The organism is Serratia symbiotica (assembly GCF_000821185.2).
GTDB classification, from domain to species: Bacteria; Pseudomonadota; Gammaproteobacteria; order Enterobacterales; family Enterobacteriaceae; genus Serratia; species Serratia symbiotica.
The window spans coordinates 1783941-1802614 of sequence record NZ_CP050855.1 but is presented as its reverse complement, the minus strand read 5'-3'; the positions used below and the strand labels follow the sequence as shown (position 1 = coordinate 1802614).

Here is an 18674-nt window from a genome sequence, read left to right as displayed (position 1 = left end):
GAATGCTATGCGTAAAAAATCTATCTTTCTCGACTTCAGCCTGCTGAAGTCAAACCGCTACTTCCGGGCGATTTTCATCGCTCGCATGCTGTCGGTCTTCGCCCTGGGGATGCTGGCCGTCGGCGTCCCCGTTCAGGTACAGCAGATGACCGGTTCCACGCTTCAGGTTGGGGTAGCGGTGATGATTGAAGGTGTTGGCACTTTCGTCGGCCTGCTATGGGGCGGCGTTCTGGCCGATCGCTTCGATCGCCGCAAGCTGATCCTGTTTGCCCGCAGCACCTGCGGGATCGGCTTTGTACTGCTGAGTATCAATGCTTATGCATCTTCGCCGTCTCTGTGGGTACTTTACGTGCTGGCGGCATGGGATGGCTTCTTCGGTGCCTTGGGGATGACGGCGCTGATGGCATCGATCCCGAACCTAGTGGGGCGTGAAAATCTTGCGGCGGCAGGTGCGCTAAGTATGCTGACGGTGCGCCTGGGGGCAATCATTTCCCCGGCGCTCGGCGGCATTATTATCGTTGCGGGTGGGGTGGGGCTTAGCTTCGCGGTGGCGGCTGCCGGGACGCTGGGGACGCTGATCCCGTTGGTGCGTTTACCGGCGATGAAACCGGAAGCCAGCGAGCCGGAACATCCGCTGCGAGCGATGCTGGGTGGCGTGCAGTTTGTCTGCCGTCATCCCATCGTGGGTTGTGTGGTGCTGTTGGGCTTATTAATAAGCGTTGCCGGAGCGATACGTATCTTGTTCCCCGCGCTGGCCCAGGACACGTGGCACGTTGGCTTCTCTCAGGTCGGGCTGATGTATTCTGCGGTACCGCTGGGGGCAATGATCGGCGCGTTTACCAGCGGTTGGATAGCGCATCATCAGCGCCCCGGTGTGATGCTGCTGGTTAGCGCCTGCGCGGCTTTCGGCGCAGTGGCCTGTCTGGGGATCGTCGGGCACTACGCGCTGGCGCTGGTGGCGCTGGTTTGCTATGGCTACTTCAATGCTATGGCTTCTCTGCTGCAGTTTACGCTGATCCAAAGCCATACGCCGGATCGCCTGCTGGGGCGGGTTAATAGCCTCGGCACGGCTCAGGACGTTAGTGGCGATTCGCTGGGGGCGCTTGGTCTTGGCGCGCTCGGACGCGTGCTGCCGCCTTCGCTGACGGCGCTGGCTTTCGGTGCTTGTGCGATGGGAATTGGTCTGCTGCTGAGCCTACTGGTCACGCCTTTACGCCGTTGTCGCTTTACTTCTTCGGAAGAGGAAGCGGTCGCTGAATCTTAATCAGTAAATAATGGTGGTTACGCCGTTATCCTGACTATCGCTACTGGCGAATATAGCACTCACGTCTTCATCTGAAGGGACAGGAATTGTCTGGTGTTTATCCAGTTCAGCAAAAGGGATACGCACGAATTTACTGTTGCCTGCGTCATGATAAACCACATAGAGTGAATCAAGACTGATGCTTAACGGCGTTAGCTCGCCATTTGACCAGTTCATCACTGGCTCCCGAGCGGATGTTGGCGCGGCCAGATCGACTCGTGAGATATTATAACCGGATGAGGAATTATCACTCGCCAGATAAATCCACCTCCCGGAATAGACAAAGGCAGAGACATTTTCAACGGCATCAACGATTTTCGACCAGGTGAGTCTGCCATTGTTATCAGCGTTTTTTTAGCGGAAAAAAGATACCCGCCATAACCGCTGATTGATTTTGAAAAGTTAACAATGAGGTATTCAGAATCAGGAGATGAATACAGATTAACGTTTTCACATGATTTTTGCGCGAATTCTGAAATAACACGCCAGTCAAACGTCATGACATCTCTTTCACTGCCTAAACGATGAAGATAGACCTTGCCACAGGTTTGTCATCCTGAAGCCTGAGTGGTGGCGTTCAGACTGTAATAAAATGACTGATTATCCGCTGCCCAGACAACATTGGGGTAGCGAACATGGTATTTATTCTTTCTCTGTCAGGCTTTTTCATTTCCCGTGTGTTAAGCGCAATATCGGATACACGTTCGTTATGAAGATGGATCATGCGCAACCTCATCAGAAAATTGGTGAGTGACCAGATTCTGTCGGCAAATTGTTCCCTGAATACGCCGAAAGCGATGAACATGCCAATCGTCATAGCATTATCCATGACGAGTCTAGAACCCAGCCATAGGATTGCTATCTGTTCGCAGGCAATGATAAAGTCGTTTACACCACCAAAAAGCAAATCTATTTTGGTGATTTTTATTTCAGTGTTGATTGTGTCAATTTCCAGATTTAGCCAGTGAGTACCTCTTCGTTCATTCAAACCCTGCATTTTAACGGTCGCGATACCCTACAACGTTTCCATAAAATAAGACCGGGTGCGGGCATCTCTGATGAGAGTTTCTTCCGATAATTCGCGATAGGTACTGCATAAGTCTGGTAAGGACATACAGTGCGGTAAAGCCAATAACAACGCCAGTGAGCCAGCCGCCATAAAGTACCATCATCACAATGACACCAATTACCATCGTTCCGTCGATGAGTGCCCCAACGATGCTACTGGTAAAGGTTTCCCGAAGCGTGTTCAGCGACCCAAAACGCGACTGAATATCACCAAGCTTGCGCATATCCCAGTGCAAGATGCAGGGGGCCTTAAGCGCACTGAGTTCATGAAGTCCCAGGGATAAACAACGTGATGCGAGGCCGAGTTGTTCAGCCATCTGAGTCATACCTGCCAGCGTGGTACCGCGTGCAGACAGATTAAATTGCTGGCGCAAGGCGATAAGATTGCTCTGTTTGCCGTAGTGACTACAGATCATCGCCAGGCATGCCAAACCACACTCTGGGGATTCCGTTTGATGAACCAGCGGAACCCGTGGGCGTAGTTGAAACTCCAGTTGTCCGATGAGTGTTTTAAAAAAAACGTTTACTCATTTACCGGACCCTCGGTGCTATTTTTCATATCGTAGAAGGGAGAGAGCATCCACTGGTAGATCTTCCTTTTTCCAGAAATAAGGTGCTTTGGGCTGGCATACCATTACCTAAACTCAGACGCTTGCCAGCGTAGGCAATGTTTTGTCTGTCGGGCCTGATAATAATTTTGTAGTAGGGTGCAGCCGAAGATGAGGCCGCTTTAAGCGACCCCTGATAGGTTTGCATCTCCTGAGGGGAGGCAGGAGATCGTGAGATAACCGAAATGGTCCCGCCAAACATGCCAAATTTTTGTGCGGGAAACGCTTCGTAGCGTATATTCACGCGATCTCCAGCAGAAAGATAGGGGACGGCATCATTGGGTACCCAGGTGACAAGGGAAAAATGATCGATAATTTGCAGGAGGCTGTCGCCAGGTTTAATCATCTGCCCGACCGTAACGCTAAGGGAATCTATCCGCCCGTCAGCCATGGCCCGGATAATAATCTCGCCCCCCGCATCAATATTCAGACGCTCTTTTTGTTTTTTTAGCATTTCAATGGTGTTTTTTTATTCTCCTGGAGGAGAGCCATGATTTGAGAAATGCGCGCGAGTTGGTTATCGACATCCATTCGCTGATTATCACTCACAACACCACTACGCGTACTTTTACTGACATCTACTATGTATATGGCATCGCCTGTTTTGATCAATTGCCCTTCTGTGACAAATTGTTTAACCACAACGCCCTGGACACTGGCATAAACGTTGGATGAGCGAGGATAAGTGGATATTTCACCCATCACCGTGACCCTTCTTGTATAGGTGAACGTTATAATGAAAACCAGAAAGGCGACAACAAAAAAACAGATAACCCTGCAACAAGCCAAACCGGAACCCCTGGCATTAATAAGGCCTTTCCTTGCCATCGCATTTTTTGTGTTCAACCGCTTTTTGGCGATACACGCATGCTGTTCCTTTTGTAAAACGATCCTTTGAATTTAAACGTAATAGACCAGGCGACATTTTAAGTTCAATGGCACCTGATTATTCTGCATATTCAGGGGGTTGCACACATGGTTTTGATAATTATCTGTCTCTTGATGTCAGTCGTTAGGGTTTGGCCAGACAGGTCACTAGAAACTCGCCCTCCCCATCAAATAAACAAATCAGCGGGAACGTTAAAACGTGATGCCAACGCCTTAATGTGCTTCACAGTCAATGCGCGGCGACCACTGAGAATGTTACTGACATTGCTTTTAGATCCCAGTTCGTCAATCAGATTAGCCGCTTTTAAACCATGCTGATCCATCAGGGTATGCAACGCGGCGACCCCGGTAGGGATCTCAGCCAAGCGACGGTTAAACGCCTCAAATTCCGGGGCGCTGTTTTCATATTCTGTAATTTTGGCCGCAAGCGGTTCAAAAAGCGGGTTGCTCAACTCGTCGCGATCGACAAGATATTCAATCAGCTCAAGGGCTTTGTTATATTCAGCCTCGCTTTTATCACCCGTCATTAGAGGAATGCATTTCACCGCGTTGGCAAATGTCGCGATCATGCTTTCGGCACTGGCGGTGTCGATATGAGTTGCAACAGTCATTCTTTATGCTCCCTATAATACTTGGTTAACTTATCGTATTCGGCATGAGTCGCAATGTGCTTAACAAAAACCTTTTGCTTTTCAAAGTCAATGAAGGCCATCAGCCGCACCGTGTTACCGAACACATCGATGACCCACCACTTTTTTCGGTACTTGAAGTTATTCAGTGAAGGGATCGCTCTTTTCATCTCATCCGGACTGTTGAAGGTTTTTTTTTCCAGAACCCTCATCAGATACAGAAGCGCCAACGCGCTATTAGGGTATTTCCCGGCAGCCTCATTAAACGGTTGTCTGCTGATCACATGCACCGCGAATCCCTCAACCCTGTTTTCATTTTGAAAACGATGGTGCCCTCTGACGAAATTATTTTCAAGTTGAAAACTCATCTTTTCCACACAGTACACGCTTTTTCCCTCATTCCCCTCACTGGGGGCGGATCCATGGACTTCATCAGTCTGATCCAGTCCCACTCACGTTGAGACAGCTTATTAGCGGCAACGGAGAGCAGGACGGTGTCGATACTTTTACAGGTCATCATGGGGGAAAGCGCTGAGAAAAATAGGTTGTCAGATCATACATATTTCGCTCACTGTATGGCAACTACGGGGCTAGAAGATGGCGGGGTTTAAATTTGCGGCCGTTTTGCTGATAAATTCTGCCAATCCCTTTGATATTGCCGACATAATAGGTGTCTTGTGCACCCAGATAGCCTGGGTGCTGTGTCTCTATTTCACCGTGAGATTCTCGTTGGGATTTAGCTTGCTCCAGTGCCTGCAACTGAGCCTCGGTGAGAACACCGTCCTCCTGAGCCATCTTGGTTTCCAACGCGGTGAGCCGCTTTTTAAAGCATTCCAAATCATATCGTCACCAAACAGAACGAACCCCGCTGCCTGAAATCAGTATTCCTTGCCGGGTGAGTTCCTTGGCGACACGGTGCTGGCCATATGCGGGGAATCCATAGGCCATATTTATGACGGCTTGTTCGATATGAGCTTCAACACGATTTTTTTCGATAGGTTTTTTACGACTGATTTCCTGTAGCGCCAACTCGCCACCTTGTTCGTAAAGCGTTTTGAAACGATAGTAGCGGTCTCTGCTGTAGCCCATGATTTTACAGGCTTCCCGAACATTACCCAGTTGTCGTGCCAGTTCTCACAAACCGAGTTTAGGTTTAATGATTTTTGCTGTCCGATTCATTTTTCACCTCTCTGGTATTTTTTATATACAACAAGAGAGGTCAGATCAAGGTTGTATTAAAAGCGACTACAGGCTGTCAGATTGTTACTTTTTCTGGCAGTCTACTATGCTTTTTCGGTTTCTACTGGTGGTATGTGACCGATACGTTTGAGCCATCTGCGATTGTTATACCAGTCCACCTACGCCAGTGTTGCCAGCTCCACCTCTGCGTGGTTTTTCCCGCTATTACGGTGTATGACTTCAGCTTTGTAAAGGCCATTGATACTCTCGGCCAGTGCATTATCGTAGCAGTCACCTGTGCTGCCCGTTGATGCCAGCAGATCCGCGTCCTGCAGCCGCTGCGTGTATGCCAGCGAGACGTACTGCGTTATGATGGATGGTTCCCGCAGGGAAGCCCTCACGGAGTCACTGACGCCAGATTTTTCGTGCCCCATAGACGCGGTAATTTTCTTCGTAAACGCATTTTATCTCCTGGCTGATTTGAGCATCGTGCTTTTCTCGTTGGCTACATTTTTCAGGATGCAGCCGACGTTGCTGATGCCAGTAATATGCCTACGGGGCAATCTCCAGCTCGCGACATACCGGCCCGACCCCGTGTGTGCCACTCAGACGCTGCATAAGCTTAAGGTCAATCGCTGTAACGCCGCTGCCACCAGAAGCGTAGCAGCAGGAAAGCGACGATCACCAATGCCACCAGCAGCAGGCTGGAAAGCTTTTTGTTAAAGCCGGTGACGAAGCTTTCTATCGCTTGGCCGCCAAAGTAGCCGAGCATAACAAAAAGAGTGGCCCACAGGATGGCTCCGAGGATATTCAACGGCACGAAATGCGCAGGTGGCAATCGGCTGGCACCGATCAGAACCGGGCCGATAATGCGCAGACCATACATAAACCGCACGCCAATCACGAACAGCACCGGATGACGGGCAATCAAACTTCTGGCGCGTGCGAGGTGTTTTTCTTGACTTTTAAGACGCGAAATTACCTGGCCTTCGTAGCGGCGTCCAACGAAGTACAGCAGTTGATCGCCCAGTGTACCGTCAAACGCCACCACCGCAATCACCCATGGCCAATGCAGCAGCCCATCATGGGCGGCGATGCCTCCCAGCAGGGTGAGAGTTTCACCTTCCGCCAGGCAACCAATAAACAACGCCCAGTAGCCATATTGCGTAATGTAGTGAGCTAGATCGGTCATTTTTACTCCTTAATGTCGCCGACGCCGAAGAGCCTATGCCAGTAGGTGTACATTATTGCCGCCAGTTTGGACACCGGCAGCGCGCAACAACCGCTGCGAACAGAGAGTCCGTGAGGAGGGCGAGCACTGCCCAAGTGCAAAATGGCAAATAAAATTAGCCCAATGAGATAGGTTATAAGTATAGGTTTATCACCATCATGAAAGGCATGGGCTTGGTGGTTTTTTCCGGTTTGAACCTGTTAGGCCGTTGGTGGCGTTTCATCACCTCACATCGTTTACCAGCAGCTTGTGCTGCGTGATAACTTTATGATTTGTCACAAGCGCAGCGCAGAATTACCGTGCCAACCGCCGATCCTTCACTTATAATTGGCTAAGTTCAAGCCCCAATTTCAGAGTAATTCCGGTGAAAATACGTGTTTTGCTACTCACCCTGCTCACTTTCCTGGCGGCGGGAGCAGGTTTTGCGCCGTACACCTTAGCTAGTGGCCAACTGCAACTGGCGTCTGGCAGTGCGATGGTGGTGGATATGCAGACTCACCAGGTGCTGTATGCGCACAATCCCAACAAAGTGGTGCCGATCGCCTCGCTCACTAAGCTGATGACGGCGATGGTGACATTGGACGCCCATTTGCCGCTGGGTGAGAGGCTATCGGTGGACATTCACCAGACGCCGGAAATGAAAGGGATTTACTCGCGGGTGCGTCTGAATAGCGAAATCAGTCGCCAGGATATGCTGCTGTTGGCGTTAATGTCTTCGGAAAACCGCGCTGCCGCTAGCCTGGCGCATCACTATCCAGGCGGCTATCACGCCTTTGTCAGCGCGATGAACGCCAAAGCCAAATCGCTCGGCATGATCGATACCCATTATGTGGAACCGACAGGGCTGTCAATTCATAATGTCTCGACCGCACAGGATCTGACCAAACTGCTGATCGCCAGCCAACAGTATCCGCAGATCGGCCAGCTTAGCACCACCACCGAGTGGCTGGCCCGTTTCAAAGCGCCGAGCTATACGCTACCGTTCCGCAACACCAACCACCTGGTATATAACCCGAAATGGCACATTCAACTGACCAAAACTGGCTTTACCAACGAAGCGGGCCACTGCCTGGCAATGCGTACCATGATCGGTAGCCACTCGGTGTCGCTGGTGGTGTTGGACGCGTTTGGCAAGTATACCCACTTTGCTGATGCCAACCGTCTGCGTAGTTGGATTGAAACCGGCAAGGTGACGCCAATTCCGCCCGCTGCCCGTGACTATCGCCACCAAAAAGATGCCCGCCTGGCGAAGCGCACAACCGAATCACTCTGATAGTTTGCCGCGTTTGCTCAGGCCAGAACTGGGGCACCAGCGACCAGGCTGAAACGTGACGAAGATGATAACCTGACTCCCGTATGCCTGGACGCAGGGGAAATCTTACCGGGAATGGTCAGCGCAACCTTTGCGCTTGCTGGTCTTCCCGATGCCAGGGTTGAAACTGTTGCTCGGATCGGCAGCACGGTAGAATGCCTGTAGATCCGGCTTGGCTTGATACAAGTGGCCGACGTTATGTTCAGCTGGGTACTCGGCATCGCGCTGATCGAGGATCTTAAGCATCTTTTTTTTCAGTGCATGGCTGTCAACGCCTTTCTTCACCACGTAATCCTGATGGAACACATGGCACATAAAATGACCGTAATACCGCTTATGCACCAGTTAGCTGTCGATGTCTGGCGGCAGGGTTTCAAACCAGTTGGTATCGTTGCGACGCAGTGCGATATCTAACGCCAAAATGTCTTCCACCTGCTCGGCGTGCACCGCATGGTAACGCACAGCAGCACCGGTGGCGGCAAAGCGGTGCAGAAATGCTTTCTTACCCTCTTCGGCAGTGCAGGAGAAGAACGCGCCTGCGGCCAGGGCGAAGACTGGTTCAGGTAGTGCTGTGCTTCTTCAATTCCCGATCCGGCCATCTTTAGCAGCAGATGGTTTCGTAGCGCTCGTGGTACTCTTTCATGCGTTTGGGCAGATGGCTGGGAGCCAGGTGGCTCAATCCCTGCATCAGCCGATCTGTCAGGTTGAGTGGCAGCAGCGGCAGCTTATTCAGGCTAGCGTCTATACGCCCCTTAAGGGTGAAGAAGCAAGGCATTTTGCCAGTGCCGAGTTTGTCGATCATCATAAAAGTGTCTTTGCCATACAGCTCCGCGATGTCGAAAATATCGCGGTGCAGGTACTCGCCAACCACGTGCAGATGCTCGAACTTGCTCAGCATATGGCGGCGGAACTCAGTCAATACCGCTGTGTCATTGGTGCCGATATAGAACACCTGTTCTTTGTCTTCCTGCTCGAAGGTATCGAGCCGCACCGTAAACACCGCCAGCTTGCCAGCGCAACCTGAGGCTTTGTACAGGCGGCGTTTGTCGGCATTAAAGCGGGCTGGGGTGTCAGCATCAATATCGCGCACCCGGCTGGCGTATTGGTGATCGGAAGCGCACAATTTGCCATGTTCGACGTCTTCCGCCCGATAATCGCCTTTCTCCAGCCGAGTGAGGATCGCTTCCGGCGTATCGCCCAGCTCAATCCCCAAATGGTTCACCAGCTGCAACTGGCCATCCTCAGCCAATTGGGCGTAAAGCGCCATTTCGGTGTAGGCCGGGCCACGCTTCACCAGCGATCCGCCGGAGTTGTTGCACACGCCGCCTATCACTGCGGCACTGATGCAGGAAGAACCGATCACCGAATGGGGTTCACGGCCATAGGGCTTCAGTAATTTTTCCAACTGATTCAAGGTACGGCCGGGGAAGGCGACCACCTGTTTGTCGGCGTCCAGCACCTGTACCTGATTGAGGCGCAGCGTGCTGATGATAACGATATCTCGGTCATAATCATGGCCACTGGGGGTAGAGCCTTCGGTCAAGCCGGTATTGGCTGCCTGCATGATGACAATTTTGTCGGCAGCCACGCAGGTTTCTAGCATGCGCCACAATTGCAGCAGATGGCTGGGGAATACCACCGCCAGTGCTTTACCTGCGCCGGAGCGGAAGCCCTTGCGGTAACGTTCGGTGCTGCGTTCGCCAGTCAGCAGTTGCGCACCGCCGACGATATCTTTGAGCTGAGTGAGAAACCTCCGGTTGCCTGCATGATTCATACTAATCTTCCTGTGAAACCATAGGGTTATTCATTATTAGCGTAATTTTGTCTAGCACTGTTCGTCACCTGGCGCCAAGATCAATCTGGCTGAATGATGGAATGCCGTGGCGCTTTGCCTCATCGAACCTGGTGTTCAGCACTGAGAGAAAATCATGTCGCTTGAGTTGATCTACGCTAGGTTGTGTCCCGTCATTGACTGTGGTGGTATCGCAGACCCAAAAGCTGGGTGGGTGCAGGGCCCATATTCAAGCCAGCCTAAAGGTAAACGGAAATTGCGTTGGGTAATGATAATCTGATGGAGCTTTACCAACGTCACATGCGGCATATTTATATTTCCCATTTTTTACCGTCAGTATTAGCCTTTATATCAGGCAGATATTAAAAACTTATCCCCGTAGGGTATTTTTTTTGCCATTTTTCACCTGGGCAGTGCTCGCCCTTCCCAGATACTCCCTGCACGCGGCGACTGTTGCGTACTGTCGGTGTGCAAGCGGGCTGCAACAACGTACGCCTATTGGAATAGGCTCTAAATAAATGGAAATAATTTTCCTTAAATTACATGGGATTTATTTTTTTTAACTATTTCAACGGCACATTTGTTTGATTTATGACGAAATGAATAATATGTTTATCTTAGATTAGGTGCATTATCAGCAGTTTTATAAAATAGGGAGTGATAATGAAAAAGTATTCCAGGCTATTAATTGCTTTGTTTATTATTTTGGTGTTGGCGGCTGTGCTGTGGTTTTGGAACGGGCGCAACAACTCGGATTCGGTTACCTCTTCGGATGCGCTATGGCACACCATCAGCCAGCAGTGTATACCCAACCAGCAGCAGAATAATGATCCCGCGCCTTGTTTGAAGGTCGATCTGGCCGAGCGTTATATATTGTTTAAAGACCGTAATGGGCCTTATCATGATTTGCTGATACCAACAGATAAAGTCAGCGGCATTGAGAGCCAAGATCTGCAAACGGGAAAAGCGCCGCCGTATTTTTATCTGGCTTGGGAAAACCGTGGCCATATATCCACTGAATTTGGTAAACCGCTAAAAGATCCACTGATATCGTTGGCGATAAATTCGCAATATGGTCGTTCTCAGAATCAATTACACATTCACATTGCCTGCTTGCGTCAGGATGTTTATAACATGCTGGGCAAGCTCGCGGACAAAATAGGCCAAAATTGGCAGCTGTTGCCTGAAAAATTGGCTGGAGATCACTACCTGGCCAGAAAGCTGGTCGGCACCGATTTGATCAAAGAAGATCCTTTCAAACTGTTGCAGCAGTATGCCGTTGAGCAGGGTGACAGCGTGGCCAATTATGGGCTGGCGCTGGCGGTGACCCCGAAAGGCGAGATGCTTTTATTGGCTAACCGCTTGGATCAGGCTAAGCAGAACACAGGCTCTGCCGTCTTGATTCTGGACTTTCAGTGCGAGATAGGCGGACAGTGATCGAGAGGGTCTCGGTTCGCCTGGCCCGGTCAGTTGACCGGGCCAGGTTGTTTCGGTCAGTTGACTGGAGTAGGGCCGCAGGCCCAAAAGCCGGTAAGCAAGGTGGAGGGGGGCGGGGCCTATGCTCAAGCCCGACAACGCGGAGTATCGGCTTTTGGGGCACGACCCTAAGGGCCAGAGCCATTTGAACGCGATGGTGCACCAATCCTCTCGGCCCGCCCCTTGCTAGGCGTTTAAATGGCCGCCAGCGGCGCTAACCTGCCATTGCCTCAATCCTTTTGGTTGCGTGCCATCAGTTGGCGCTGGTGCTCTTCGCTGGCAACGTGGATCTCTGCCAACACTGAGCCTATGTCGGCGCGGGTGCTGCTCTCGATAAACTTGCCGCTGAGTATGCTCTCTTGCGTCAAATTGCCTTCCTGATACAGCGCCCAGATTTCCTGTGCATACTTACTGCTGAGCAGTTCCGGCGCATACTGACCATAATGCCGTGACATATTGTTAATGTCGCGCTCGAACATGCTTTTGGCGTGGTTGTTGGCGGCGGCATCCACCACCTGCGGCAGATCGATAATCACCGGCCCATTGTTGTCCATCAACACGTTAAATTCTGATAGGTCACCGTGCACCAACCCAGCGCACAGCATGCGCACTGCGTAGTTCATCATCAGCGCGTGGTCGTTTCGCGCTTGTTCCGGTGTCAGGGTGACATCACTCAGCCGTGGTGCCACCCGTCCTTCTTCGTCGGTGATCAGTTCCATCACCAGCACGCCATCCAGACAGATATCCGGCTGCGGTACGCGCACTCCGGCCTTGGCCAGCAGGCACAACGCCTCCATTTCAGTTTGCTGCCAGGTTTTTTCTTGTTGCTGGCGGCCAAATTTGGAGCCTTTGCTCATGGCGCGTGCATTACGGCTATTGCGTACCTTGCGCCCTTCCTGATAGTGAACGGCCTGCTTGAAGTTGCGTTTTTCTGCTTCTTTATACACTTTGGCACAGCGGATCTCTTTGCCACAGCGTACAATAAATACATCGGCTTCTTTGCCACTTTTTAAACGGCGGATAACATCGTCGATTAAGCCATCATCTACTAATGGCTGGAGTCGTTTTGGAATTTTCATACAGCCTTTTACCCTATTTAGGCCCCGCTGTGAATGGTTTGCACAGTTTGATGGCGTAATATTAGTTCAGAAAGGCAAAAGCATTGGCAACAGAGGAAACTCGATGCGGGTGGCCGCTTGCGGCCACCCAGGGAGGGGGGTTAACGCTGGCTGGCGTACTGCGGTGAACGCGGGCCATAGAGAATGTCGCCGTTCTGGCCGGTAGCCGACAACAGCCGGGTATTTGCGATGGCACCGATATCGAAGCCTTTATCGCTGATAGTATCGGCGATTTGTGCAATGGCGGCGTTGATCACCATGCCTAGCAGACCGCCGCTGGAGTTATTGCTATTTTCGTTGCTGGATGCAGTGGCGGTGCCGGACCAAAGCTGTTTACCGTTACGCAGATCGACCAACCGGGCGTTGACGGTAACCCGCGTTTCGCTATCAATCACTCTATAACTGGTGCCGTATTGTGTGACATCCAGATACAACACGGCATCAGCGCCAAAAATCGTATGCAGCTTTTGGAGGCTGACGGCGCGAATATCGTTGGCGTTGGTCAAGCCGTTTTGCTGGAAGGTTTCTTCCACCACAGCAACGGGCAGCACATAGTAGCCAGCTTCCGCCAGCGGCAGTGTGGTGCTGGCAAGCACGCTATGGCTGGCCTTGACATCCGGCGACTGATTGACTGGGGGCAGCACCAGTATCGATTTCGGCTTGCTCTGATGGAACGCTGCGTAATCATAAGGTGTGTTTTTAGCGCAGCCGCTCAGCAGCAGGGCGACAACAACGCTGAAGAAAGCTAATGCGCGTTTCATTGGAAACTCCCTTTATCTTTGGCCCTTAGGAAATTCATAAACGGTGCTGATTCCGGGAACAGCGTTTTTTCGGTATTGAATTCAGCCAGTGCTTGCCCGTTATTGCCGGTCTTGCTGTACAGCAACCCGAGTTGTGCATGTAGCCCTGGCGGCACGGCTTTATCCCTGGCCCGTGATTTTTCAACGATTTCCTTCAGCGTCATGATCTGTTGTTCAGGGCTGAGTCCGTCCTGTTGATAATATTGATAGATCGACGTTTGGTAGCCATCCCAGTTGTACAGCGTTTTCGGTGCTGCGCAGCCAGCCAGCAGGGCCGCTGTGCACAACACCCCAGCTATTTTTTTAGTTATCATATTTTTGCCTCAATTCCGTTAGTTAGCAGGGTGCCATGCGCCACTTTCGATGCCAGCGACCAGATTGTTAACAGCTTCACGCACCGCCAAATCCAGTACTTTACCGTTGAGGGTGGAATCGTAGCTGGCGGTACCGCCGAAACCGATGACTTCACGGTTCGACAATACGTATTCCCCTGCGCCCTGCGAGGAGTAAACGACCTCAGACGTTTGCACGTTGACCACGTTCAGGTTGATTTTGGCATAGGCCACTTGCGATTTGCCACGTCCCAAGATGCCCCACAATTGCTGATCGCCCACTTCTTTACGGCCAAACTCGGTCACATCGCCAGTGATCACAAAGTTGGCCCCTTTCAGCGTTTGTGCTTTACCTTTAATGCTGGCCTCGGTTTTCAACTCTTCCATGTTGGCGCGATCCAGCACATTGAAACGGCCTGTCTGCTGCAAGTGGGTGATCAGGATGGTTTTAGACTGATTGCCCAGACGATCAACGCCATCGGAGAAGATGCCGTTCATATAGCTGGAACGGTTATCGAATTTGCCAACAGCGATTGGGCTGCGCTGGCCTTGGTAGTGGGTCTGGTAGGAGGCGACTTTCGGCACTTCCAGAGAACGGGAGGATTCGGTGGCACAGCCTGCCAGCAGGCTGATAGAAATGGCTATGGAACAGACAATGAGTGATTTTTTCATTGGAATGTCATCTCTCTACGATGATAGAACAGCGCAGGGCATGCAGCCGTGCGCCCAATGTTTATAAATCAGCGGGGATTGACCACCTTTAAATAAACGGCGCAATCGTGCCATGGATAGACAATAAATGACAACAAGATATTAACATCAGCCAAGAAGCCAAATTGATTGAGAAACCCCTCATCGAGTCCTATACTGCCGCAAAGGATTATTTGTCTCGCCCCGTTTTTTGCCCCTCCCCTTGGCTAATGACCCAATTACAGCTAGGCGGCAACGGAATGAACCCCAATGCAGTTCCAATTATAAAAGGTATAAGGTAATTCCATGATCAACAACGATGTGCTGCGCAGCGTGCGCTACATGCTGAGTATTAATGATGCGAAAATGGTTGAGATTATCAAGTTGGATAATGTTGATGTCGAGATCTCAGCAATGGCCACTTACGTCCTTAAAGAAGGCGAACCGGGCTTTGCAAAGTGTCCAGACGAGGTGATGGCGCACTTCCTGAATGGCCTGGTATTTTTTAAGCGTGGCAAAGACGACGCCTTGCCAGCACCGGAGATTGAACTGCCGATCACCAATAATCTGGTGTTGAAAAAGCTGCGTGTGGCGTTCGAGCTAAAAGATACCGATCTGCACCAGATCTTTAGCGCTGTGGATTTTCGCATCTCTAAGTCGGAGCTGAGCGCGCTGTTCCGTAAAGCAGGCACTAAAAACTACCGCCCGTGTGGCGATCAGATGTTACGCTATTTCCTTAAAGGTTTGGCGCAGCGTGTTCGTGGCGCGTAATTCACCAGCGACAGCGATGCAAGGAGCAATGGCAGTATTACGCTTTTTTATTTCCGTTAGCCCCCAGCACCATGAGTCGTTATTTGTTGTATGGCTTCCCTGTGCTCACTTTATTATCACCGTTCGTCGGTGATAACGATGCTCACGGCAACAGGCTATATCATCTCGCGGTAAAAAAGAGCGCTAAATAATGATGATTAACGAAATTAACTTATCACGTCTCAGTTGCATCATTTTGTCACTGTTTCCGGCACTCTGGGGGATCTTCAGCCTGCTGAATAATATCGCGGATTTTGCCAACACCGCCCGGCATGCTGTGGGGCCACTGCTGGCGATGCAAGATACTTATCAGGTTCCCGCACTGATGTGGCGTGCCCTTTCCGGTCAATGGGCCGGTATGGTTGGGTTGGGTATTATCACCGTGTTGGAATCGCTGGCTGGGATGGTTGCAGCGGTGGGTGTTGTGCTGATGGTGAAACATTTGAGCCACCCCTACGAGATGTTCGCCAAAGGTAAAGCCTGGGCGATGCTGGGGGCACTGTGTGCGATTGTGGTGTGGGGCCTCGGTTTTATGGTGGTCGCCGGTGACTGGTTTATGGCCTGGCAGGCCAAAGAAAACCCGCTGGCGATTCAGTTGGGCGCGTTGGTGTATATGCTACCCAATACGCTGGTGTTAATAGTGCTGATGCAACAACGGGACAAGCGTTAACCTTTGTTGGCATAGCAGCTCTGACGGAACGCTTTAAGGCGAACCGTTGGCAGGCTTACCTGCTGCGCTGGAGTGACTTCTGTGCGATCGGTTGCTTGCCGCTGAGTGCCCCCCATTCTGTCCAGGATCCGTCATACAGTTTGACCAAAGGCGCACCGAGCGACAGCAGGCCGAACGCCAGCACTGCCGCCGTTACGCCGGAGCCACAAGTGGTGATGATCGAACCCTGGATGTCTACCCCTTTCTCGCTAAAGGTTTGCTTGAGTGCAGTGAGCGATTTGAAGTGGCCGTTTTCTAGCAGATCGCTGTAAGGAATATTGATGCTGCCGGGAATATGGCCGCAATGCAGACCTGGGCGTGGCTCTGGCGCTTCGGCATAGAAGCGCAGCGCAGCGCGGGCGTCCAGAATTTGCACCTCACTGTTCAACGCCTGCTCCACCTCTTGCATATTCGCCACCGCATCGGCGTTGAAACGTGCGTTGAAGGTTTGTGGTTTCGGCTGTGCCGATCCGCTTTCCAGTGGTTGGCCCAATGCCTGCCAGCCGCTCAACCCTCCGTCTAGTACATAGACATTCTGTGCGCCGAAATGGCGGAAAGTCCACCAACCGCGCGGTGCCGAGAACGAGTCGCCATCGTCATAAAAGACGATGCGCTGCTGTTCGTTGATGCCCAGTTTGCCCACTGCTTTGCTGAACGCCTCTGCTGTTGGCAGCATATGGGGTAGGTCGGTGTTTTTGTCCGCCACATCATTGATATCGAAATACACCGCGCTCGGAATATGGCCGTTGGCAAACGCGTCGTGCATAGCCTTTTTCGGCGATAGGCCAACCGGCGGCATACGTACATCGACCACCACCAGATCTTCATCGTTGATATGTTGCGCCAACCATTGGGGAGTCACCAGAAACGGGGATTTCATCGTCATTGCTTGTTCGCATAGAGTGAAAACGGAATTTCACTATACACCAGATCATACGAGAGGGGGATGATGTTCTGTCAAAGGCATAATGGAGTCAGCCTTTGGTGCTGCCCGCACTGAATGGACGATCATGGGGCTTGAATGTTTTCTACTGGGGTTGGTGTGGCGTCAGTTTCTTCTAGCGGCGTGGTGGAACGAGTATAGATGTTTAACCCGGCGAGGAATACGCCGCTCAGAGAACCAAAGGCGCACAGGACGATGATGACGATGAACGCTTTTTTCAACATAGGAATGATTCACAGGGGGTTCAGATTAGCAGCAATTATAGACGCTTCACCGGGTGAAACAAGCCGCGTTTTAGTGGTGTTTTGTCAGTTTCTCTTTTGTCAGGGCAAAGATCGTTGAACTTCACCCCGCAATATTTTTTCAACTGCGGCCAGCTCACGGCTGGCAAAGAGATGGCCCAGCCGATCGGGATCACTAACAGCATGATTTCCGGCGGCACGTCTGACTGCAATATTTCTAACTTCCAGCAGAGGGCATAGGTGAAAGGCTTGACAATGGCACCAGACAACGCCAGCGGCCAAGACGTAACCAGATAACCTTTAACAGCCAATACCATCAGCAGCCAAAGCCAATCCACAGTGCTACCATCCATAGTGGTAGGCTGACATGATCGCTGTAATGCAACACGCCACTATAACTCCATAGGCCATCCATTCCGATGCTGCTCATCGCGGTCAACAGTGCACCTTTACGCCGGGCGGCAGGTGTGAAGAACAGAGCCAGCACGCTACCCGCCAGCAGCACGCCGTTGAACTGGTCGTGGGTCAACAAGACCAGCAGCCAGCTCATGCCAAGCTCCAACATTGCCAGCCAGAACCCGACATGGGGCTTGTTCATATTTTCCTCACCTTGCAATTTTCAGCCTCTTGCAATGCTAGGTTCCGTTTGTTCAATCAGTCGGACACTACTGCCAATAACGCGGATATTCAGCCCTAACGACCACCATTCGGCCAGCATCTTTTGTTGTAGGGTATTTGGCTTGTCTCTGGAGTGAATGAAATAGTGATCGGCTTTAAACAGTTGGGGCTGCGGATGCGTTAGCGTCCCCGGCAGAATATCGATATGCATACCGTTCTTCGCCAGTATGATGGCCTCTAGCCACAGCTCGATGTGGTCGACATTGTGCCATCCCAGTAATAGGGCGGTGGGGCCGGTTTTTTTTCGTGCGCGGATCATGCAGAAGGTGGCGTACTCGATGATGACACCGTCCAGCAACCCGCGCAGCATTTGCAGCAGTTCATGATCACCGCTCAGTTGGCTGCGTAATGGCCGCAGAACGTTTTCAATCAACCGTTCCGCAGGGTATTCGCGGCCTAGTTCGAACAGGCGTCTGCGTAGTTTACTGGGTGAGGGGGTGTGCAGGAGTGTTAACAGTTGCTGCTGCAACAGCGCCCAGTTGGCGGTGTGATCCGGCTGCGCTTTGCCGTCCAACAGCGCTTTGACCATATTGACAGGCACGCCGCGCTCTATCCAAATGCGGATGGCACGAATACGCGCCACGTCCTCGTTGTCAAACAGGCGGTGGCCGCCTTCGCTGCGTTTCGGTTTCAGCAGCCCGTAGCGCCGCTGCCAAGCGCGTAGCGTGACGGGATTGATGTCGCAGAGTTGGGCTACTTCACCGATGCTGTAAAGGAGCATATCCTTCTCCTAGCTTAAAATATCGAACACTAAACCATAGCGGGGAAGGCTAAAGTTGTACAAAAAAATAACCTGTACAACTTTAGACGCTGTGGAAAACGTGAGCTACAACCTGGAAAGGCGATAAGTACAGCGAGACATAGCC

The 18674-nt window shown here is 51.5% G+C and carries 19 protein-coding genes and 6 pseudogenes; 5 read left to right on the top strand and 20 right to left on the bottom strand.

All coding sequences use genetic code 11. From position 1 onward, the window contains the following. Positions 1–7 precede the first annotated feature (7 nt). Positions 8–1264 (top strand): enterobactin transporter EntS, encoded by a 1257-nt coding sequence (entS, locus tag SYMBAF_RS08950; RefSeq protein WP_040264957.1) that lies wholly within the window; start codon positions 8–10, stop codon positions 1262–1264. On the opposite strand, the gene SYMBAF_RS08945 is transcribed toward entS, so the two are convergent. From SYMBAF_RS08945 to SYMBAF_RS08905, 10 genes and pseudogenes are all read right to left on the bottom strand, one after another. After that, positions 1265–1480 carry a hypothetical protein gene (locus SYMBAF_RS08945; RefSeq protein ID WP_040264958.1) on the bottom strand — a complete coding sequence of 72 codons (216 nt, stop codon included), beginning with the start codon at positions 1478–1480 and terminating at the stop codon, positions 1265–1267. After that, positions 1480–1803, bottom strand: a complete 324-nt coding sequence (locus SYMBAF_RS08940) for a hypothetical protein (RefSeq protein WP_152609097.1) — start codon at positions 1801–1803, stop codon at positions 1480–1482. The genes SYMBAF_RS08945 and SYMBAF_RS08940 overlap by 1 nt, the downstream gene beginning before the upstream one ends. A 155-nt stretch (positions 1804–1958) precedes the next feature. After that, positions 1959–2874 (bottom strand): annotated as a pseudogene (locus SYMBAF_RS08935) (ABC transporter transmembrane domain-containing protein); the annotation flags it as partial. Positions 2875–2894: 20 nt separating this feature from the next. Next, positions 2895–3844: pseudogene (locus SYMBAF_RS08930) on the bottom strand (HlyD family secretion protein). Between the two features lie 190 nt (positions 3845–4034). Further along, positions 4035–4478 carry a helix-turn-helix domain-containing protein gene (locus SYMBAF_RS08925; RefSeq protein WP_040264960.1) on the bottom strand — a complete coding sequence of 148 codons (444 nt, stop codon included), beginning with the start codon at positions 4476–4478 and terminating at the stop codon, positions 4035–4037. Continuing rightward, a complete protein-coding gene (locus SYMBAF_RS08920) occupies positions 4475–4786 on the bottom strand; it encodes a type II toxin-antitoxin system HigB family toxin (RefSeq protein ID WP_040265116.1) in 312 nt (103 codons plus the stop codon). The genes SYMBAF_RS08925 and SYMBAF_RS08920 overlap by 4 nt, the downstream gene beginning before the upstream one ends. Before the next feature lie 119 nt (positions 4787–4905). Beyond that, a pseudogene (locus SYMBAF_RS17735) lies at positions 4906–5016 on the bottom strand (hypothetical protein); the annotation flags it as partial. Positions 5017–5120: 104 nt separating this feature from the next. Further along, positions 5121–5627 (bottom strand): annotated as a pseudogene (locus SYMBAF_RS08915) (helix-turn-helix domain-containing protein); the annotation flags it as partial. A 152-nt stretch (positions 5628–5779) separates the two neighbouring features. After that, a pseudogene (locus SYMBAF_RS18425) lies at positions 5780–6040 on the bottom strand (integrase core domain-containing protein); the annotation flags it as partial. A gap of 263 nt (positions 6041–6303) precedes the next feature. Further along, complete coding sequence (locus tag SYMBAF_RS08905) at positions 6304–6867, bottom strand: DedA family protein (protein ID WP_040264961.1); 564 nt, start codon at positions 6865–6867, stop codon at positions 6304–6306. 397 nt (positions 6868–7264) lie between these two features. Here SYMBAF_RS08905 and pbpG point away from each other — a divergent pair, with 397 nt between their 5' ends. Then, complete coding sequence (gene pbpG, locus SYMBAF_RS08900) at positions 7265–8179, top strand: D-alanyl-D-alanine endopeptidase (RefSeq protein ID WP_040264962.1); 915 nt, start codon at positions 7265–7267, stop codon at positions 8177–8179. A gap of 105 nt (positions 8180–8284) precedes the next feature. Here the strand turns inward: pbpG and dld are convergent. Beyond that, a pseudogene (gene dld, locus SYMBAF_RS08895) lies at positions 8285–9992 on the bottom strand (D-lactate dehydrogenase). A 681-nt stretch (positions 9993–10673) separates the two neighbouring features. Here dld and SYMBAF_RS08890 point away from each other — a divergent pair. Beyond that, a complete protein-coding gene (locus SYMBAF_RS08890; protein WP_040264963.1) occupies positions 10674–11447 on the top strand; it encodes a CDP-diacylglycerol diphosphatase in 774 nt (257 codons plus the stop codon). A 269-nt stretch (positions 11448–11716) separates the two neighbouring features. Here the strand turns inward: SYMBAF_RS08890 and SYMBAF_RS08885 are convergent, their stop codons facing one another. The 4 genes from SYMBAF_RS08885 to SYMBAF_RS08870 form a co-directional block, all read right to left on the bottom strand. Next, positions 11717–12565 (bottom strand): PA4780 family RIO1-like protein kinase, encoded by an 849-nt coding sequence (locus SYMBAF_RS08885; protein ID WP_040264964.1) that lies wholly within the window; start codon positions 12563–12565, stop codon positions 11717–11719. Between the two features lie 140 nt (positions 12566–12705). Continuing rightward, on the bottom strand, positions 12706–13365 hold the full coding sequence (locus tag SYMBAF_RS08880; RefSeq protein WP_040264965.1) for a DUF799 domain-containing protein: 660 nt from the start codon (positions 13363–13365) through the stop codon (positions 12706–12708). Then, a complete protein-coding gene (locus SYMBAF_RS08875; protein ID WP_040264966.1) occupies positions 13362–13718 on the bottom strand; it encodes a DUF4810 domain-containing protein in 357 nt (118 codons plus the stop codon). The genes SYMBAF_RS08880 and SYMBAF_RS08875 overlap by 4 nt, the downstream gene beginning before the upstream one ends. Before the next feature lie 18 nt (positions 13719–13736). After that, the gene (locus SYMBAF_RS08870) at positions 13737–14408 is read right to left on the bottom strand and encodes a CsgG/HfaB family protein (protein ID WP_040264967.1); all 672 of its coding nucleotides are present in this window, start codon (positions 14406–14408) and stop codon (positions 13737–13739) included. A gap of 324 nt (positions 14409–14732) precedes the next feature. On the opposite strand from SYMBAF_RS08870, the gene SYMBAF_RS08865 reads away from it, so the two are divergent. Then, positions 14733–15197, top strand: coding sequence for a YehS family protein (locus SYMBAF_RS08865; RefSeq protein WP_040264968.1), 465 nt, complete (start codon positions 14733–14735; stop codon positions 15195–15197). A 190-nt stretch (positions 15198–15387) separates the two neighbouring features. Then, entirely contained in the window at positions 15388–15906 is a 519-nt protein-coding gene (locus tag SYMBAF_RS08860) for a DUF2165 family protein (RefSeq protein ID WP_226020047.1), read from the top strand. A gap of 55 nt (positions 15907–15961) precedes the next feature. On the opposite strand, the gene sseA is transcribed toward SYMBAF_RS08860, so the two are convergent. From sseA to SYMBAF_RS08840, 5 genes are all read right to left on the bottom strand, one after another. Continuing rightward, positions 15962–16825 carry a 3-mercaptopyruvate sulfurtransferase gene (gene sseA, locus SYMBAF_RS08855; RefSeq protein ID WP_040264970.1) on the bottom strand — a complete coding sequence of 288 codons (864 nt, stop codon included), beginning with the start codon at positions 16823–16825 and terminating at the stop codon, positions 15962–15964. Between the two features lie 128 nt (positions 16826–16953). Further along, positions 16954–17112, bottom strand: coding sequence for a hypothetical protein (locus tag SYMBAF_RS08850; RefSeq protein ID WP_162835905.1), 159 nt, complete (start codon positions 17110–17112; stop codon positions 16954–16956). Positions 17113–17147: 35 nt separating this feature from the next. After that, a complete protein-coding gene (locus SYMBAF_RS17725) occupies positions 17148–17468 on the bottom strand; it encodes a hypothetical protein (protein ID WP_226020048.1) in 321 nt (106 codons plus the stop codon). Continuing rightward, complete coding sequence (locus tag SYMBAF_RS17720; RefSeq protein ID WP_226020049.1) at positions 17447–17728, bottom strand: DUF2878 family protein; 282 nt, start codon at positions 17726–17728, stop codon at positions 17447–17449. The genes SYMBAF_RS17725 and SYMBAF_RS17720 overlap by 22 nt, the downstream gene beginning before the upstream one ends. A 21-nt stretch (positions 17729–17749) precedes the next feature. Beyond that, entirely contained in the window at positions 17750–18529 is a 780-nt protein-coding gene (locus tag SYMBAF_RS08840; protein ID WP_040264971.1) for a MerR family transcriptional regulator, read from the bottom strand. Between the last annotated feature and the right edge of the window lie 145 nt (positions 18530–18674).

Coding starts and splice junctions, on each gene's coding strand:
- entS (WP_040264957.1), top strand. CDS start 8: ATGCGTAAAAAATCTATCTTTCTCGACTTCAGCCTGCTGAAGTCAAAC.
- SYMBAF_RS08945 (WP_040264958.1), bottom strand. CDS start 1,480: ATGAACTGGTCAAATGGCGAGCTAACGCCGTTAAGCATCAGTCTTGAT.
- SYMBAF_RS08940 (WP_152609097.1), bottom strand. CDS start 1,803: ATGACGTTTGACTGGCGTGTTATTTCAGAATTCGCGCAAAAATCATGT.
- SYMBAF_RS08925 (WP_040264960.1), bottom strand. CDS start 4,478: ATGACTGTTGCAACTCATATCGACACCGCCAGTGCCGAAAGCATGATC.
- SYMBAF_RS08905 (WP_040264961.1), bottom strand. CDS start 6,867: ATGACCGATCTAGCTCACTACATTACGCAATATGGCTACTGGGCGTTG.
- SYMBAF_RS08890 (WP_040264963.1), top strand. CDS start 10,674: ATGAAAAAGTATTCCAGGCTATTAATTGCTTTGTTTATTATTTTGGTG.
- SYMBAF_RS08885 (WP_040264964.1), bottom strand. CDS start 12,565: ATGAAAATTCCAAAACGACTCCAGCCATTAGTAGATGATGGCTTAATC.
- SYMBAF_RS08880 (WP_040264965.1), bottom strand. CDS start 13,365: ATGAAACGCGCATTAGCTTTCTTCAGCGTTGTTGTCGCCCTGCTGCTG.
- SYMBAF_RS08875 (WP_040264966.1), bottom strand. CDS start 13,718: ATGATAACTAAAAAAATAGCTGGGGTGTTGTGCACAGCGGCCCTGCTG.
- SYMBAF_RS08870 (WP_040264967.1), bottom strand. CDS start 14,408: ATGAAAAAATCACTCATTGTCTGTTCCATAGCCATTTCTATCAGCCTG.
- SYMBAF_RS08865 (WP_040264968.1), top strand. CDS start 14,733: ATGATCAACAACGATGTGCTGCGCAGCGTGCGCTACATGCTGAGTATT.
- SYMBAF_RS08860 (WP_226020047.1), top strand. CDS start 15,388: ATGATGATTAACGAAATTAACTTATCACGTCTCAGTTGCATCATTTTG.
- sseA (WP_040264970.1), bottom strand. CDS start 16,825: ATGAAATCCCCGTTTCTGGTGACTCCCCAATGGTTGGCGCAACATATC.
- SYMBAF_RS08850 (WP_162835905.1), bottom strand. CDS start 17,112: ATGTTGAAAAAAGCGTTCATCGTCATCATCGTCCTGTGCGCCTTTGGT.
- SYMBAF_RS17720 (WP_226020049.1), bottom strand. CDS start 17,728: ATGAACAAGCCCCATGTCGGGTTCTGGCTGGCAATGTTGGAGCTTGGC.
- SYMBAF_RS08840 (WP_040264971.1), bottom strand. CDS start 18,529: ATGCTCCTTTACAGCATCGGTGAAGTAGCCCAACTCTGCGACATCAAT.